At 66.3% G+C, this 16,292-nt stretch carries 12 protein-coding genes; 6 read left to right on the forward strand and 6 right to left on the reverse strand.

Annotated features, from left to right (window positions below; translation table 11 throughout):
• The first annotated feature begins 447 nt into the window (after nucleotides 1–447).
• Nucleotides 448–1,734: a Hint domain-containing protein gene (locus tag AC2ITM_RS18870; RefSeq protein WP_486469966.1), complete on the forward strand. Its 1,287-nt coding sequence runs from the start codon at nucleotides 448–450 to the stop codon at nucleotides 1,732–1,734.
• A 1,492-nt stretch (nucleotides 1,735–3,226) separates the two neighbouring features.
• On the opposite strand, the gene AC2ITM_RS18875 is transcribed toward AC2ITM_RS18870, so the two are convergent.
• The 3 genes from AC2ITM_RS18875 to AC2ITM_RS18885 all read right to left on the reverse strand — a co-directional run bounded on the left by AC2ITM_RS18875 (nucleotide 3,227) and on the right by AC2ITM_RS18885 (nucleotide 6,754).
• A complete protein-coding gene (locus AC2ITM_RS18875; protein WP_486469967.1) occupies nucleotides 3,227–5,260 on the reverse strand; it encodes a bifunctional DedA family/phosphatase PAP2 family protein in 2,034 nt (677 codons plus the stop codon).
• A gap of 70 nt (nucleotides 5,261–5,330) precedes the next feature.
• Entirely contained in the window at nucleotides 5,331–6,107 is a 777-nt protein-coding gene (locus tag AC2ITM_RS18880; RefSeq protein ID WP_486469968.1) for a COG4705 family protein, read from the reverse strand.
• A complete protein-coding gene (locus tag AC2ITM_RS18885) occupies nucleotides 6,104–6,754 on the reverse strand; it encodes a hypothetical protein (RefSeq protein WP_486469969.1) in 651 nt (216 codons plus the stop codon). The genes AC2ITM_RS18880 and AC2ITM_RS18885 overlap by 4 nt, the downstream gene beginning before the upstream one ends.
• A 215-nt stretch (nucleotides 6,755–6,969) precedes the next feature.
• On the opposite strand from AC2ITM_RS18885, the gene AC2ITM_RS18890 reads away from it, so the two are divergent.
• The 3 genes from AC2ITM_RS18890 to AC2ITM_RS18900 all read left to right on the forward strand — a co-directional run bounded on the left by AC2ITM_RS18890 (nucleotide 6,970) and on the right by AC2ITM_RS18900 (nucleotide 9,400).
• Complete coding sequence (locus tag AC2ITM_RS18890) at nucleotides 6,970–7,335, forward strand: PepSY domain-containing protein (protein ID WP_486469970.1); 366 nt, start codon at nucleotides 6,970–6,972, stop codon at nucleotides 7,333–7,335.
• A gap of 92 nt (nucleotides 7,336–7,427) precedes the next feature.
• Nucleotides 7,428–8,099, forward strand: a complete 672-nt coding sequence (locus AC2ITM_RS18895; protein ID WP_486469971.1) for a winged helix-turn-helix domain-containing protein — start codon at nucleotides 7,428–7,430, stop codon at nucleotides 8,097–8,099.
• Nucleotides 8,096–9,400 (forward strand): sensor histidine kinase, encoded by a 1,305-nt coding sequence (locus tag AC2ITM_RS18900; protein WP_486469972.1) that lies wholly within the window; start codon nucleotides 8,096–8,098, stop codon nucleotides 9,398–9,400. The genes AC2ITM_RS18895 and AC2ITM_RS18900 overlap by 4 nt, the downstream gene beginning before the upstream one ends.
• Before the next feature lie 86 nt (nucleotides 9,401–9,486).
• Here AC2ITM_RS18900 and AC2ITM_RS18905 read toward each other — a convergent pair whose 3' ends face one another.
• Nucleotides 9,487–9,714: a hypothetical protein gene (locus AC2ITM_RS18905; RefSeq protein ID WP_486469973.1), complete on the reverse strand. Its 228-nt coding sequence runs from the start codon at nucleotides 9,712–9,714 to the stop codon at nucleotides 9,487–9,489.
• A gap of 522 nt (nucleotides 9,715–10,236) precedes the next feature.
• Here AC2ITM_RS18905 and AC2ITM_RS18910 point away from each other — a divergent pair.
• Nucleotides 10,237–10,782, forward strand: a complete 546-nt coding sequence (locus tag AC2ITM_RS18910) for a YaeQ family protein (RefSeq protein WP_486469974.1) — start codon at nucleotides 10,237–10,239, stop codon at nucleotides 10,780–10,782.
• Nucleotides 10,783–11,560: 778 nt separating this feature from the next.
• Here AC2ITM_RS18910 and AC2ITM_RS18915 read toward each other — a convergent pair.
• Complete coding sequence (locus tag AC2ITM_RS18915) at nucleotides 11,561–12,436, reverse strand: LysR substrate-binding domain-containing protein (protein ID WP_486469975.1); 876 nt, start codon at nucleotides 12,434–12,436, stop codon at nucleotides 11,561–11,563.
• 102 nt (nucleotides 12,437–12,538) lie between these two features.
• On the opposite strand from AC2ITM_RS18915, the gene AC2ITM_RS18920 reads away from it, so the two are divergent.
• Nucleotides 12,539–13,447 carry a DMT family transporter gene (locus tag AC2ITM_RS18920; protein ID WP_486469976.1) on the forward strand — a complete coding sequence of 303 codons (909 nt, stop codon included), beginning with the start codon at nucleotides 12,539–12,541 and terminating at the stop codon, nucleotides 13,445–13,447.
• 255 nt (nucleotides 13,448–13,702) lie between these two features.
• On the opposite strand, the gene AC2ITM_RS18925 is transcribed toward AC2ITM_RS18920, so the two are convergent.
• Nucleotides 13,703–14,800 (reverse strand): tRNA-dihydrouridine synthase, encoded by a 1,098-nt coding sequence (locus AC2ITM_RS18925; protein ID WP_486469977.1) that lies wholly within the window; start codon nucleotides 14,798–14,800, stop codon nucleotides 13,703–13,705.
• Between the last annotated feature and the right edge of the window lie 1,492 nt (nucleotides 14,801–16,292).

Below are 16,292 nucleotides of genomic sequence, written 5' to 3' on the forward strand. Positions count from 1 at the left end.
AAGTTCCACTCCAAGGGGTATGATGGCCGACTGCCTGTGGGGCAGGCATAGTTGAATGGGGTGGTTAATAATAGATTTACGATCCGGAATGCAACAATCTGCTGCATTTTGGATATCCGTTTGGGTATATATTAACAAAAATCAAAATACCATTTGATACCTTTAAATACCATTTATATCAATGGGATAAAAGGCATGAAAACGTATCTGCCGTACCTGCCGCGGGGTCCGACGGATATCCGCATATCCTCAGGGATAGAAACAAGAAATCGTCTTTTGAAGTCACCATTCCTTGACTCAAATGCAACCTTAGGCTGCCTCGACGCGAAACATGGCGACCGGATTGATCTGAAGCCCAGGGCATCATTCCAAGCCATTTGACCTTAGACCATATCCTGCCGCCGGCGTCGGGCTTGCGTTTTTCACTGGTGAAACCAGGAGCATTGGATGGCTGGCGTTGGCCCAATTTCCGGAGATCCCTCCGGGAACATAGAAGGCACGTCCGAAAATGACGTTCTGATCGGAACCCAGCAGTCAGACCGGATTTCGGGTCTGGGGGGGCAGGATACCCTGGTGGGCCTGGGGGGCGACGATATTCTGGACGGCGGTCAGGGGGACGACCTGCTGTTCGGCGGAAATGGGGCTGATCACCTGATGGGCGGCCCCGGCCAGGACCTGTTGGAGGGACAGGCGGGGAACGATTTTCTGGAAGGGCAGGACGGAGATGACCGGATCTTTGGCGGACCGGGGGATGATCTGCTGTCGGGTGGGCAGGGCCAGGACCTGCTGGATGGCGGCTCGGGCGATGATGTGCTGGAGGGGGGGGCGGGTGTCGATCTGCTGCAGGGCGGCGAGGGCAGCGACGTCTTCCGCATCACCTCTCTGGACGCTGGCAACCATGACCGCATCTTCGGCGGTGAAACGGGTTCCGATCATGACGTCCTGGATCTGAGCGCGCTTGACCCGGCCAGCTACACGATCGTCATCACGCAAAGCTACACCAGCGGATCCGGGGCCACCTACGACGGCTATGTCAGGCTGCGCGACGCACAGGGCAACAATGCCGGCGAGCTGACATTCTTTCAGATCGAGGAAATCCGCGTCACGGCCGTCGTCTGCTTTGGCAAGGGAACCCGGATCCTGATCGACGGCAACACCACCTGCCCCGTCGAGGATCTGGCCGTGAGCGATGTCGTCATGACGCGCGACAACGGTCTTCAGCCGATCCGCTGGATTGGCCGACGGGTGCTTGGTGATGCCGAATTGCGCCTGGCGCCGCGCCTCAGGCCGATCCGTATTGCGGCCGGGGCGCTCGGGGCAGGACGGCCCTCCAGCCCGCTGACACTTTCGCCGCAACACAGGGTGCTTCTGCGGTCTGCCGTGGCCCAGAGGATGACAGGAAGTGCCGAAGTTCTGGTTCCGGCCCGCCAGCTGGCGGGCTGCCCCGGCATCACGACCCTCGAGGATGCCCGTGAGGTGACCTATTATCACCTGCTCTTCGATCGCCATGAAATCCTTGTGTCGAATGGTGCCGAGACTGAATCACTCTTCGTCGGCCCGCAGTTCGATGCGCTGGTCAGCGCAGAGGCCCGGCAGGAAATTTCGACGCTGTTTCCGGGTCTGCTTGCGCGGGAAGGCTGCGCTCCGGTGCGGCCATTGGTTTCGGGCAGGATCGGGCGCAGGATGATCGAACGGCACAGGAAAAATGGCAAGGTTCTGGTAGATACGATCTGAGCACGGATCGCCAAGCCCATTGACAGGTCCCGGGCTTGCGCGGTTGCCGATGCGCCCGGCCCGACAGAGGCCTGGTGTCGGGCCCCGCGGGCAGGTCAGGGGGCTGAGAGCGCGGCAGCGGCGTAAAGGGCGAAAGCTGAAGGTCATGGGCGGCGGCCCCCGGGCAGTATCAGCGCGGTCTGCCCTGCCGGGGACCCGGGCGGGGTCGCGGCCAGACCAAGGCGGGCCGTTGTCGCTTTGTGGAGGTTTCATGCGCCGGTGCCAAAGATCGAAGGGTGCGATGTCGCTTGGCGCAACGCAGTTCGGCCTGCGGCGAAGGTCGCACCGGGAGCTGTCAGCGATCGGTCGGAAATCCTGGAATGGCGGCCGCCACGATCTGGCGTCTGGGGATTTGCAGGCGAGCAGGTCAGAACATGCAGCCTCAGAAAGCATGCGGCAGGCCCCGGGGCGCGCAATGCCCTTCGACGGGCTGTCGCACCCGTTTCGTACCGAAGCTGGCGCCGCAGCAGCGCGCATATCCCCCTCCGCATCGGTCTCCCGCCGGAGGTTCGATGCCCTGGCGCGGCCTCACCGGGGCCGCGGTTACGGCTGACCTTCCGCCGGATGTCGTGGCGGAATTGGCCGGGCTCATGACCCCCACGATGCGTGCCCGCTCAGGCCTTTGTGCCATTCGGGCAGGGCGCAAGACGCTGGACGATTTTGGGCCTTTGGTTGCGCCGCAGCCCCCCTCAGGCATTGATGCGATAAAGCTGAAAGGCAGGCCGGGCCCGGTCGACGCCGACCCTGCCAAACCTTGTCATGGATGGCGCGGCTTGGTGGCGAGTTTGAGCGCCGCCGATGTGGGAGAGTTTCATATCGGCAGAGAGAGAGAGCCATCCACGCCACCAATGACCTGACAACGGCTTGTCGTCCCGGAGCAGGATCTGGATCCGGCCGGTCCGCGTTGAGCGGAACACGAAGACCGTGCCGGACGGGGCCCCAGGCCAGCCCAGGCAGAAGCAAGGCCGCCCTGCCCCTTCCCGCACTCCACCGGCCTTGTCGCCACCAGGAACGCCTGCGCGGCCATCCGCAGGGGCCTGCCGCCCGGATGCAGGCGATCTTTGCGATCTGGGGCAGCAGGCGTGCCCGATGCCGGTTCGGTCACGACCGTTGCGCGTCCGATCCTGACCGGCGCCTTGCAGGAGGTCACGCCTTGCCCGAAAGGCGCCGGGGCTTCGCATCTATATCCGGGGCGATGACCTGTTTCGGCCCTCCTGTTTCACAACGCCGCCAAACGTCCGTTCGGGGCAGAAAATCCGGCTGCAGACAGAAGATACGCTGGCCCTTCAGCCCAGATGAGGCCTCGACAATACCGGACAGTTTCGTCCGGCACGTGGCCCCGGCAGCCCGCATCGTGATGCCTTCGTTTCGGCATGCCTTGGTCTTTTCACAGGGGAAGACCAGAGGGCATCCGGTTTTGGCTGTCGCCTTTGACCGGTTCACAGTCCGGCCATCAGGGCTTTGCAGGCGCCGGGACAGGCTGCTGGATGGTCATCAGGACAAGTTGGCCATCTGTGCGCCAGGACGTGCCGTAAAGGTCGGTCCGGCCGGATGCGATCGCGGTCGGATATTGCTCTGAGCGACCGGGAAGCAGCGACTGAACATCGCCACGGACGCTCTGCCCGGACCATTCGGCCAGATCTCCTACGGGGGCAAACGCTCCGGCGACAATGGGCAAGCCCGTGGGGGTCCGACCGGCTGGCCACAGGCGCAGGACACTATGCCCGGACGGCGCCCGCAGCGTGATCGTCGCAGGCAACGCATCGCGGAAGGCGGGGGCGACAGTCGCGTCTGCGCGGCTCTTGTCCGAGAGGTCCTGGCGCAGCGCGGACAGAATTGACACCATCCCCGGGGCGGGCACGACCGTCCAGCCTGCAGGCACCAGCCGCGCCGCGAGCGCCTGCGGCGCCTCGCCTTCGATGATCATCGAAACCGGCGGCAGGTCCTCGCCGGTCAGGGTCATGACCTCAAGCGGATAGCCCGGTGCAGTGACCGTCGCGGCAATGTCCGCGACGACCGTGGGCGGGGCCGCCTGCGCCTGTCGCAGGACGGGTTGGCGGGCAACTGCCAGCCAGCCTGCCGCACTTAGCGCCAGCACAACCACGACGGCCGCCGCAACCCGGACCGGCGGACGGGAGGGGCCGTGCGTGCGGCGCAGCTGCTCGGCGATGGCAAAGCCGATCACCAGCCAGATGGCGCCAATGACCCAGCCGTTCAGGACATCGGAAAGATAGTGCTCGACCAGGTAGATCCGCGTCAGCCCCAGCGTGGCCGCAACGCCCGTGCCGGCGATCAGCGCGAAGGTCGGGCCGATAAACCGTTCCCGCCACAGCATGACAAAGATGCAGGCATAAAGGGCAACGGAAATCCCGGCATGACCGGAAGGGAAGCTGTGCGAGCTTTCGAGGAAATAGCCGAGGGACGGCCGGGCGCGACCGAAGGCGAGCTTCAGCAGGGTCACGGTCACAGCGTCGCCCAGCACCGAAACCGCCAGGCCGATCGCCGCCGCCCGCCGCCCCCAAAGCGCCAGCGCGACAACGGCGCCCACAGAAATGGTCGCCGACACCGGAGCATGTCCCAGCTGCGTCAGCCAGCCGGCAATGCGCAACCCGGTATCCGTCCAGTAGGCATGGGCCAGGTTCGCGACCCGATGATCCAGTGCCGCGGTTTCCGGCAGGAAGGTCAGATCGAAGGCATTGTCGATGAACACCCCGGCCAGATAGATCAGCAGCATGCAAATGGCGGTTGTCATCAGCCCGCTGCCGTCGCGCAGGTGCAGGCGGGCTTTGACGAATGCTGCCGTTCCGGGGTGCCGCGCGGCCAGGGCGCGCGCTGCCGGCCAGTCGGCCAGGCGCAGCGCGAGGGCTTCCAGCGTTTCCGCAAGGACGGGCCAGCCGCGCCGGATCTGGCGCGTCACGATCCAGGTGATCAGGATGATTGCTGCCAGCAGGCCAAGCGGCAGGATGATCCGGGGCAGATAGGGTGTGATCCGGGCCAGGATGTCTCCGGCAAGGTAGCCCATCGCGACATGCGCCAGCGCATAGATGAAGCCGCTGACGATGTTCCAGATCACGAACTGACGCCGCTTCATGCCGGACATCGCCGCGGCAAGTGCGGCAAGCCCGGCCACCGGGCCAAGGAAGCGGCCGATCACGACGGCAATCGGGCCCCTGCGCCGCACCAGGTCCTGCGCCCGCAGGAAGGTCTTGCCCCGGGGCAGGCGCACCCGGCTGCCCAGCCATTGGCCGCTGTGCCAGCTGACCTCGCCGCCGATGATCGCGCCGATGGCCACGAACCAGACGAGATCGAAGAAACCAAGATGCCCCAGCCGGACAAGCGCGCCGCCCGCATCCACCACCAAGGTACCCGGCGCAATGACGCCGGTCAGCCACCACCCTTCCAGAAACGAGAACAGCCCGATGATCCAATAGGACCAGACCCCAAGGGAATCGAGCGTCGGCAAAAGGTTCGCGAGGAAGTTGTGCATGGGACCCCGGTGTTGGCCTTCAGAATGTAACCCCGGTGAGGTTTTGGCTCACCGGGGAGAGGAACGGACCCTAAACTTGCGATTTTCGGCGAAGGATCAAGGTCATTCCGCCGACAGTCACCATGATGACCAGCAGGAACATCAGGCTGGTAGAGATCGTCCCAAGGCCCATGCCACCGTATTGCGCCGGCTGCGACAGCAGATCGCCAAAGCTGGCGCCCAGGGGACGGGTCAGGATGTAGATCAGCCAGAAGGCGAAGATCCCGTCGAGGCCGAGCCGGAAATACCCGGCCGCCAGGCTCAGGATCACCGATCCGAAAAGCACGCCCGTGGCAAGGTAACCCAGGCCAAAGTGCTCTGCCACCAGATCGCCTGCCGCCGTCCCGAGCGCGAAGGTGTAAAGGATGGCAAGCCAGTAGAAGGCCTCTCGTTTCGGGGTATCGACCGCATGGATCGACAACGTGCCCTCCAGGCGGAACCAGGCCAGGAACGTCAGGCCAAGCAGGATGGCAAAGCCGACGGTACAGGTCACCAGGCTGACGCCGAGATTGTCGACCAGGTTGTCGGTCAGCAGCGTTCCCACCACCGAAATCAGCACCACGTTCAGCCAGTAGCTCCAGGGGACGTAGCGGTCGCGCGCGAATTGCAGCGCCAGGGTGCCCGCCAGGATCAGCGACATCATCAGCGATGTGTTGGTCAGCCCGAAGCCGAGGTTCACGTTCAGATAGTCGGCGGCGGTTTCGCCCATGGTGACGGCCATCAGCTTGATCACCCAGAAGCCGGGCGTCACCTCGGGCACCTTGTTGTGGGGGGTGGGTGCGGGGCCGCAGGATTCGATCGTGGTCATCTGGAAAGCTCCTTCGGGGTCAAAAGGGCCAGCGCCTGGGCGGAAAAGCCATCGGCGCGGCGGTCGTCATCGGCGTTGCAGCGTTCGGTGGCCTGCGCTTGCAGGTCACCTACCTTGATCTGCTTGTCGGCCGGCACCCGGCCTGCCGCGATGCCGTCACGCAGCGCGTTCAGCATCACTTCACAGGCAATCGGGTGGCCGCCTGCATCCGTGACGGCAATGCCTGCAACCTGTTCCTGCGGGCCTGCGGCCGCGCCGCCACCGGGGGCCGCCAGCACTGCGCTCAGCGCGTTCAGCGCGGCATCCACCCTGGCCGGATCAGGGGATTTCGCCCGCAGCGCCGAAAAGGCCGCATCGGCCGCGGCATCGACATTGCCCCAGGCCACCGGCGCCCGCGCCCGCATCACCTTCGCGGCCTTGTCCCAGGCGGTTTCCAGATCGGTGATGCGTTTTTCTGCCGCGACCATGTCGCCGCTTGCCGCAATGCTCTGGGTGTCGGTGACAATGGTCTGGAACGGTGACATATCCCCCAGAGACGGCTGCACCGAAGCCGTGGCCGGTGCGGGCGGCACGATGGAATGCTCCACGGCCGAAAAGACCGCGACCGGAACCGCGATCAGGGCCGTGGCGAGCAATAGTTGTTTCATGAGACAGGACCTCAGCGTTGGACGTGATGAGGCTGTTTTGGATGTGCGACCTCGCCGCTGCCTGACGGAAAGATTGCAAATCGGTAATCTGCGGTTTCACGGCATTACGGATAATCAATCTGGTCGTCAGGCACCGGCAAAGCGGGGTGCCCAAATCTGGTTCACGAGGCGACGGCAGCCCGCCGGGCCCGCATCCAGACCCGAAAGGAAAGACCATGAAACGCATCCTCACCATGACCGTGCTTCCGCTGACCCTTGCCGGTGGCATCGCCGGGGCCGCCTGGGCCGCGACCAGCCAGCATGGCGAAACCCCGGATACGGCCGAGATCCAGGCGCTTCAGGCCAGCCACCTGTCGTTGGGGGACGCGATCACCAGCGTTCAGGGCAAGGTCTCCGGCACCCTGATGTCGGCCGCCTGGGAACAGGACGACGCCAGCAAATCCTGGGGCTATGAGGTCGAGGTCGCCGACACCTCGGGGACGGCCGTCCAGAGCTACTTCGTCGATGCGGCCACCGGGGCGATCACCAGCATGACCCCGGAGATGGACCACCATGGCGACGACGAGGCCAGTGACGACTGACAGACCCCTGCCCGACGTGTAAACCGGGGCAAAGCTGTAGAAGGGGATGCGGGCGGTGACGGTCACCGCCCGCGGGAAGGGGAAGGCAGGGCATGCATATTCTGGTCATCGAGGACGACAGCATCACCGGCGACTACATCGCATCCGGCCTGCGCGCCGAAGGCCATGTGGTCGACCTTATTGCCGACGGTCGCGAGGGGCTCGTTCAGGCCATGTCGGGCAGCTACGACGTCATGGTGCTGGACCGGATGGTGCCGGGTGTCGACGGAATGTCGATCCTGCGCACGCTGCGGGCCTCCAAAAGCCCGGTTCCCGTCCTTCTGCTGACCTCGCTTGATGGCGTCGAGGACCGGATCGATGGCCTGAATGCCGGGGCTGACGACTATCTGGTCAAGCCCTTCGCCTTCGGCGAACTTTCGGCCCGACTGAACGCCCTGGCCCGCCGTCCGCCGCCGTCGGACGAACCCACGGTGCTGCGCGCGCTGGACCTGGAGATGAACCTGCTGTCGCGCCGCGTCACCCGTGCCGGGCAGGAGATCGACCTGCAACCGCGCGAATTCGCCCTGCTGGAACACCTGTTGCGCCGCAAGGGCCGCGTGCAGACCCGCACCATGCTGCTGGAGGCCGTCTGGGACATCCATTTCGATCCTCAGACCAACGTTGTGGAAAGCCACATGAGCCGCCTGCGCGGCAAGGTCGACAAGCCCTTCGAAACCGCCCTCATCGAGACGGTCAGGGGCTCTGGCTACCGGGTTTGCGCATGAAGCCATCGCGCTCGACGCCGTTCCGGCTGGCCGTGGTGCTGATCGCGGTCTTTTCGGTGTTCCTGTCGGCCGGCCTTGGCGCGGCCTATGTGATGATGCACCGGACGCTTTCATCGGACATCGCCGATCGTGGCGCGCAGGTCATCGAAGAGCTGCGAAAGATCGACGATCCGGAAGAACTGCGCGAACGCACGCAGGAAATCGCGGGGGCGGCCGAAACCGACCGCCTGCTGCTGGGCGTCAGCATTGGCGCGACACGGGTGGGCACCCTGCCGCTGACCGGAGCCCTGCAGGGGATCATTCCAGGCGACAGCCTGCCGCTAAAGGGCACCGCCGACAGCTATCTTGCGATGACGGCCCGCCTGCCCGCCGGCCAGGCGACGGTGCTTGTCGGCCGCGAAGCCGTGTCAGAGCTGAACGAAACCTTCGTGGCCATTCTGGGTTACAGTTTTCTGCCGGCGCTGCTGCTGACCTGGGCCATCGCGATCGTGGCGGTCCGGCGCACCGGGCGGCGCGTGGACGGTATCCGCAGCACGCTGCATGCGATCAGCGAAGGCGACCTGAGGGCCCGTGTCGGCGCCCCCTACCCCGACACCGACCTGGGCGACATCGGGCGCGACCTGGACCGCATGGCAACCGCGCAGGAAGCCGCGACCGAGGCCTTGCGCCAGATCGGTTCGGACATCGCGCATGATCTGAAGACCCCGATCCAGCGCGTTGCCGTTCACCTCGAACGGCTTGGGGACACAAGCCTCAGCGAGGCCGCCGCCGATGCGCTTGAGGCGGCGCGCAGCGAGACGCGCGGGATCATCGGGACTTTTCAGTCCCTGTTGCAGATCGCGCAGCTGGAGGGCGGACAGGGGCGCGACAGCTTCGGGCCGGTTCATCTGGAAACGCTGGTCCGTGACATGGTCGAGATCTACGGCCCTGCGGTCGAAGAAGCTGGCGGCAGCCTGACGAGCGCGGTGCGTCAGCCCCGAGCCGTCACCGGGGATCGCCACCTTCTGTCGCGACTGATCGCGAACCTGATCGAGAACGCTCTGCGCCATGCCCCCGGCACCGAAATCCAGGTCGAAATCGACGCAGGCACCCTGCGGGTGACGGACGGCGGCCCCGGCATCCCGGCAGATCAGCGGGACAACGTGCAGCGGCGCCTCGTCCGCCTCGAGGCAAGTCGCAGCACTCCGGGATCCGGTCTGGGGCTGGCGCTGGTCAGGGCCATCGCGGATCAGCACGCAGCGACCCTGACCCTGGGCGATGCCAAAGCCGGAGGGCTTGTGGTGACCGTCGCCTTCGACTGAGGCGCCTGTCACAGCCGGAACGCAAAAAGCGCCAGGGCATCCCTGCCCCGGCGCCGTCCGTGTTCATCGCCTGTGGCCTGCCGCGATCAGCCCGGAACGTGGATCCAGACGACCTCTTCGTGCGGGCCGGAACCGCCTTGGGCGCGCCGGGCCTCCATCCGCTTGATCAGCACCGGCGCCGCGATGCGGGCCGCCAGCACAGCCACGGCCCCGATCATCGACATGATCAGCAGCGCCATCAGGCCAAAGCACAAACCGGCAACCGCCACGGCCCCCATGAGCACGGCTGCCAGCCCCATCTTGATCCGTTCCATCGTCAGGGTCTCCTTCGCCCTTGGTGATCTGATGCCCTCAAGATGGCGATGCAAGGATGCGTTGCCCTGACCGGAACATTGGGAAACCGCAATGTTCGCCCCCGGCCAGAGGCGCCTGAAGTGGCGCGTCCGGTCCGGCGCCTGTGGCCGGATCATGACGACCGAAATGACGGTCCCCGGCAGCCTTTCCGGGACCCGCCACGCGGTGCGCAGGGTGGACGGTCGGGCTGACAGCGCGCCCGGCCGCCTGGCTTTGCGCCATGCCGCCCCCCTTCGTGCGGATCGCCCGAAGCGGCCGGTCCCGGCCGTCGGACAAGGGCCGGGCCAGTCCACACCACCCGGCCCGACACGGGGCAGTTCCGACAAGGGGAGAGGCCAAGTGGCCGGGCATTGCCCCGGTCATCGTCCGGGTCCCTGCCGTCCTGACAGGGGCGGTCATGTCGGACGGCGCCTGCCATATCTGCTTTCCAAGACCGGCCGCACGCGGTAGGCAGCCCGATCCTTGCAAGGGCTGGAAAGATCATGGCGCAGAATGCCACCATTTACAAAGTCGAGCTGTCGGTTTCGGACATGGACCGCCACTATTACGAGACGCACAAGCTGACGGTCGCCAAGCATCCCTCGGAGACGGACGAGCGTCTGATGCTGCGCCTCGTCGCCTTCGCCCTGAATGCGCACGAACATCTGGAACTGACCAAGGGTCTGTCGACGGATGACGAGCCCGACCTCTGGCAAAAAAGCCTCAGCGGCGAGATCGACGTCTGGGTGGCCCTTGGCCAGCCCAGCGAGAAGGTCCTGCGACAGTCCTGCAGCAAGTCCGGGCAGGTCGTGGTCTATGCCTATGGCGGCCGCCCGGCCGAGGTCTGGTGGGACAAGGTCCGGCATGGCGCGGCCCGTTTCGACAACCTGCGCGTGGTCAATGTCGCGCAGGCCGACAGCACCGCACTGGCCGGGCTGGCCAGCCGGGCGATGAAGCTGCAGGTCAATATCCAGGACGGCGAGGTCATGGTCAGCGCCGATGATAGCGTCGTCTACCTGACCCCCGAGACCTGGAAGGGCGTGGCCTGAACCTGCCTGCCCCAGGGGAATGCGCAGGCCTTGCATCCGGCATCAGTTCGCTGGGTCCGGCGGTCTGAAACGACGGCCATAAGCCGTCGGTCGGGGGCAGAGCAACGGGACAGGGGCGCTGGCGCGCCCCGCACTGCCCGGCGCCATCCGATCGAAGCCCCGTCAGGGCAGGCCCATCCGCCGCAATGCCCCGCAAGGGGGGGAGAGGCGCACAGGCACAGGCCGGTCCCGACCGTTCCCCGATCAGGGTGGCGGGCCGCCGCCCCGCCAGCTGCCAGATGCCCGGACCCGACGCTGCAGGGCACAGCCCTTGCCCCACCTTCGGCCCGATCCCGTTGGAAATGCGGAAGAGGCACGGCCGGTCGCAGCAGCCCCCCGTGCGTCATTGCAGCGCCCGCGCGGGTGGCCAGAAGTCAGTGCATTCCAGACTCCCAAGCCAATTTCCGGGTCACCGGGCGGTGGGACATGCCCGGCCGCAACCGGACGATCCGCATCGGCGCGGGTGCGGATGCCCCTTTCTGCTCCTGCAGTTGCCCTCTCCGATCCATCCCAGCCACAGCGTCGCTTCACCCATTGGACGGGCCTCCGCACAGCACCACCCGGCGGCGGCGTATGCCGAGCGCAGTTGACACTTTTTCCGGCACAAGATACGCCAACATGCTGAAAGGTCTGGCATAAGGACAAGTGGCTGGACGACAGCCCGGCGCTTTTCCGCCCCCCGGGGCGCGAAGGCCCGGCCGACGTGACTGCAGACCGGGATCCGGCCCCGAGGGGGGCCTCAGCCCGCCGCAGCCCGGGGCAGCCCCTCGGCCGGATGCGAGGCCTCGCGGACCGCTTCGGCCATGGCATCGCAAAGCGGGTTGTCGGATCCCGGCCCCCGCACCAGAACCACGTCCAGCGGCTCGACCTCGGGCAGGCCATCGGCCGGGCCCAGTTCGATCACCGATCCGGGCGCCGACATCCGGGTGATCGCGGCGACCGCCAGACCCGCCTCGACCAATGTCAGCAGCGCAAGCTGGCTGACGCTTTCATAGGCCAGCCGAAATGGGATGTTGCCCCGCCCCAGGGCCGCCAGAACCACCGCCCGCGCCTGGCTGCCCGGTTCGAACAGCGCCACCGGCAGCGGACGGCGTTCCAGCGCGATCCGCTCGCGGCTGGCGATCCAGACCATCGGCTCGCGGCGGATCAGTTGCCCGGTGACCCCGGCAGAGCGCGTGACGATGGCCAGATCCAGCTCTGCCGCCGCGATCCGGGGCAGAAGCGCGGTGGACTGTGAACAGGTCATCTCGATCTCGACCCGGGGGAACAGCAACCCGAAGCGGCGCAGCACCGGCGGCAGCAGCAGCGAGATGTAGTCTTCGGGGGCGCCGATGCGGATCCGGCCGACCATGTCGGGGCGGCGGAAGGCCTCGACCGCCTCGTCGTGCAGCCGCAGGATGCGCCGGGCATAGGCCTCCAGCTCTTCTCCGGCGCGGGTCAGCGACAGGTTCCGCGTGTCACGGATGAACAGGGGCGTGCCGATCTCGGCCTCGAGCCGGGCAATCTGGGTCGAGACCGTGGCGGGCGACTTGTGGATCTTGGCCGCCGCCCGCGTAAAGCTCATGGCGTCGATCGAGGCCACGAAGGTTCGAAGCAAAACATGATCGAGCTGCATTATTCTTCAGAAATCCCAAATAATGCAGTTAGTTTATATTTCTTGATGGAACAGTCAACGCTGCTAAGCCTGTCGCCGCACAAGATCGGAAGGACAGGGGCGATGACGGAACGGACAGAAGGGATGCTGAGCGTTTTCGCCGCCCAGTTCCTGCTGGGCTCACTGGGGGTTTGCGTCCTGCAAAGCGGGGCGGACCCGGTCTCGGTGGCCTTTTACCGGTGCCTGATCGGCGCGCTGGCCCTGACCCTGTTCCTGGCGCTGCAGGGCGGATTGCCGGGGCTTTTGCGCCTGCCGTTGCGGGTCCTGCTGCTGGCGGTCCTGAGCGGCGTCTTCATGGTCGGCAACTGGATCCTGTTCTTCATGGCCATCGAGCGCACGGGCATCGCGGTGGCGACGGTCCTTTTCCATGTCCAGCCCTTCTTCGTGGTGATCCTGGCGGCGCTGCTGTTTGGCGAGCGCCTGCATGCGGCGACCTTCGGCTGGGTGGCGCTGGCGCTGGCGGGGTTGATCCTTGCGACCGGCTATGCCACGGGCGGGCTGGCCCCGAACCGTGCCTGGTGGATCGGCATCGGCTGCACCGTCAGCGCGGCGCTGCTGTATTCCTTCGTGACGCTGCTGGCGAAGGGGCTGAAGGGGATCCGCCCGCCGCAGCTGGCGCTGATCCAGTGCCTGTGCGGAGCCGCCCTTTTGTGCCTGCTGGCGCCGCTGGGCCCGATGCGGGTCAGCGCCGCGCAATGGGGCTGGTTCGCGGTCATCGGCGCCGTCCACACCGGGCTGGTCTATGCGCTGCTGTACAATGGGCTGCCGAAACTGCCCATGGCCCTGGCGGCGGTCCTGCTGTTCGTCTACCCGGCCAGCGCCGTCCTGGTCGAGGCCCTGGTCTACGGGCACAGCCTTCGCCCCAGCCAATACGCAGGGTTCGTCTGCATCCTGGTGGCCAGCCTGGGCGTGACACTGCGTTGGGGCGTGTCACGGGCCACAGCCCCCCGGGCCGCCCTGCCTGGCCGCTAGGTTCGGGCCCCATCAAACGGATTCCCTGACCTATCCGCCCACACTTCCCTTCCGTCATGTGGCGGCGGCTCAAGCTCGGCCACGTCCGCAAGATCGCGATACGCAGAACCGCCCGAAACGGGCCTCCTCGTTTCCGATCGACCATGGACGAGGTCCAATCAGTCCGCGTCCCGGACCGGCGCCGCCCCGGCTGGCGGTCCGGGACCGGGTCTCATCAGACAAGACGCTCAGACCGGCCGCATGGGATCGGCCGTGTCAGGCCGTCTGCGCGTAGCCGCCATTGTAATCCTCGCTCTTGCGACGAATGCGGGAATGTTCGACGATCCGGTCCCGCCCGATGCCCCGGAATGCCTCGATCGAGTCATGCCCCTTGCGTTCCAGGTAATCGCTCAGATCTTCGGTCAGCTCCTGGATCAGCTTGACGCCGACGCCGCCGCTGCCCTTTTCCTCCATCGCGGCGGTGCAGATCTGCAGGTTGCCGGCCCCATGGGCGATGAAGTTGAAGGCCTCGCGGAAGCCCTTGATGCCGCCGATGCCCGAAATCGCTCCGTCAGGATAGGCCTTGGCGATGGAATTCACCTTCTGCAACGCCTGGTTCAGGATCGCCAGCCCCCCCTGCCCGCCCGAGGTCACGAGGCCGTCGACCTCGACCTCGAATTTCAGGGTCTCGGGGTCCATCAGCGGCAGCGAGGGGAAGGTGTTGCACAGCGAAATCGCCGAGGCGCCCGCCGCATAGGCCACGCCCGCCGCATCGACCAGCGACGAGGTCGAGGGCGTCAGCTTGACCCAGACCGGCACGTCGACCGCCGTGGTCACCGCCTTCAGCACCGAACGGATGATCTCTTCGTCATTGGCGATATGGGCGCCCATATCCTTGCGGTCCATGTGCGGGCACGACAGGTTCAGCTCCAGCGCGTCGCAGCCGGCCCCGATGACCGCGCGGGCCAGCTTCTGCCAGTTCTGCATTTCCGCCTCTGATCCCGCCCCGGCCATGATCGAGCCGATGACCATGCGGTCGGGATAGGTGGTCTTGATCTCTTCCAGATCGGGCAGCCACATCTCCAGCGGCTGATCCGAGATCAGTTCCCAGTTCCACGAGGAATGCGAGACCGTCTCGGGCCGCTTTTCACGCGACACATAGGGCTTCGTCTCGCTGCTGCGCTGGTAGATCGTCTTGGGACCGGCGACGTTTTCCACCGGATGCAGGCCGATGGTCTTGGTGACGACGCCGCCCCAGCCGGCCTCGAAGGCCTTCAGGATCTTGCGTTTGCTCTCGGTCGGTGGCGCCGAGGCCAGCACGAACGGGTTGACGAAGTCGAGACCGGTAAAACGGGTAGTCAGATCGATCGGCATGGCGCATCCCTCCTGCTTCTTCCCTTAGGACCGATATTTTTTACCAAAAAGTCAATATTTTCCCGATCCGGCCGATTTTGCCCGGGGGAAACAGGGTGAATATGTCGCCATTTGCCTAAACACTGGGCAATTTTGGCCAATCGCTGGCAGGCTGTCCGGTCCGGCCCCTTGCAACGAACTGCCCCATGGGGTGCGGAACCACCTGCTGTGGCCGGACCGGATGACGGTGCCGCGCTGCCAGGGCGCCCGAACCGTTGCAGCGCGGGGCCCGTCTGCCAAGCCCGACGGCACCGGATCCGCCACCACCGCCTGCGGCCGGACGCCTCGACAGCCATGGCGCGGGCGTCTGGCGGGCCGCATGAGGCCGATCTTGCCGGACGGCCCGATGCGATGCCCCCCGCCCGGGCTGCGGCGCTCGGCCCTCGTGGCCTGCATGCCCAAGGGGATGGCCCGGCTGGCACCGATGCTGCGGTTTCAGATCGAAAGCGCCGAAATCACCCTGACCGCGGGACACCCCAGCACAGGCCGGTCGCAACCGGACGACACCGCAGAGGCCGGGCCCCGCGACAGGATCCTGCCGGACCGGGAACCGGCATGCCTGCCCTCAAGGCCTGGCAGGCCGCCCCCTTACGGCAACCGGTGCAGTCGTGACCGCCGGAAGCCTGCCAACCCCGGGGGGGTGCCACCCGCAGCACCAGGCATGCGGCAGTTGCGCGCCGAGGCATCCTTCCATCGCCACCGGTCAAAGCTGAGGGCGGCCGACGGCCCACGGCGCCGACCGGCTGTCGCCCTCGATGACGGCGGATCTGACAGAGGCAGCCTTGGTCTGTCGCCCCCGTCCGGTGCCACGACGGCGGGGCCGGCCTGTCCGGTCTGGCGCCGGACCCTTCCGGCGCAGCATCGCGGGCCCCTTGCGCGGCAGCCAGAGGCCCAGGATACCGCAGCGCATCCCCGGGGGGGATCGCCCGCTTTGCACAGATCGCGCGAAACCGCCATGCCAGCAAGACGATCTGCCCCCTGATCAAGGGCGGCCTGCTGCTGCCGGATCCCGAAAACCTCCGCGCGGCCAATCCGCGGAAAGACGACCTCAGCGCGCCATCGCGCTTTTGCAAGATCGTGCCACGGCCCCGTAACCGCCATGGCGCGGCACAGGGGGCGGCCGACATCCCGCCTTCCTGAATGCCCCTCATCATGCGGCCATGCGCAGGTGGCGGCCTGCGCCACATCCGGCCCACCTTCAAGACCGCAATCCCCGCCGTCCCCGGACCCATCTGGCGCGCGTGCCCGCGCAGCCGCGCTGCGGCGGGTCCGTGACGTTGCCCCCTGTCACCACGGTGAACAGCCCCTGGCCTGCGCCTCTGAGGCCCGAGACCTGGCCGCAACAGCCCGGAACCGACCGTGACAGCGGGGCCTTTCACGCCGCGCGGCGGGCTGATCCGATGGGCGGTCAGGGGGCAGAAACAGTGCCCCTGCGGGGCCATCAGGGCGCCCC

Source organism: Pseudooceanicola sp. NS-SX9, from assembly GCF_057380705.1.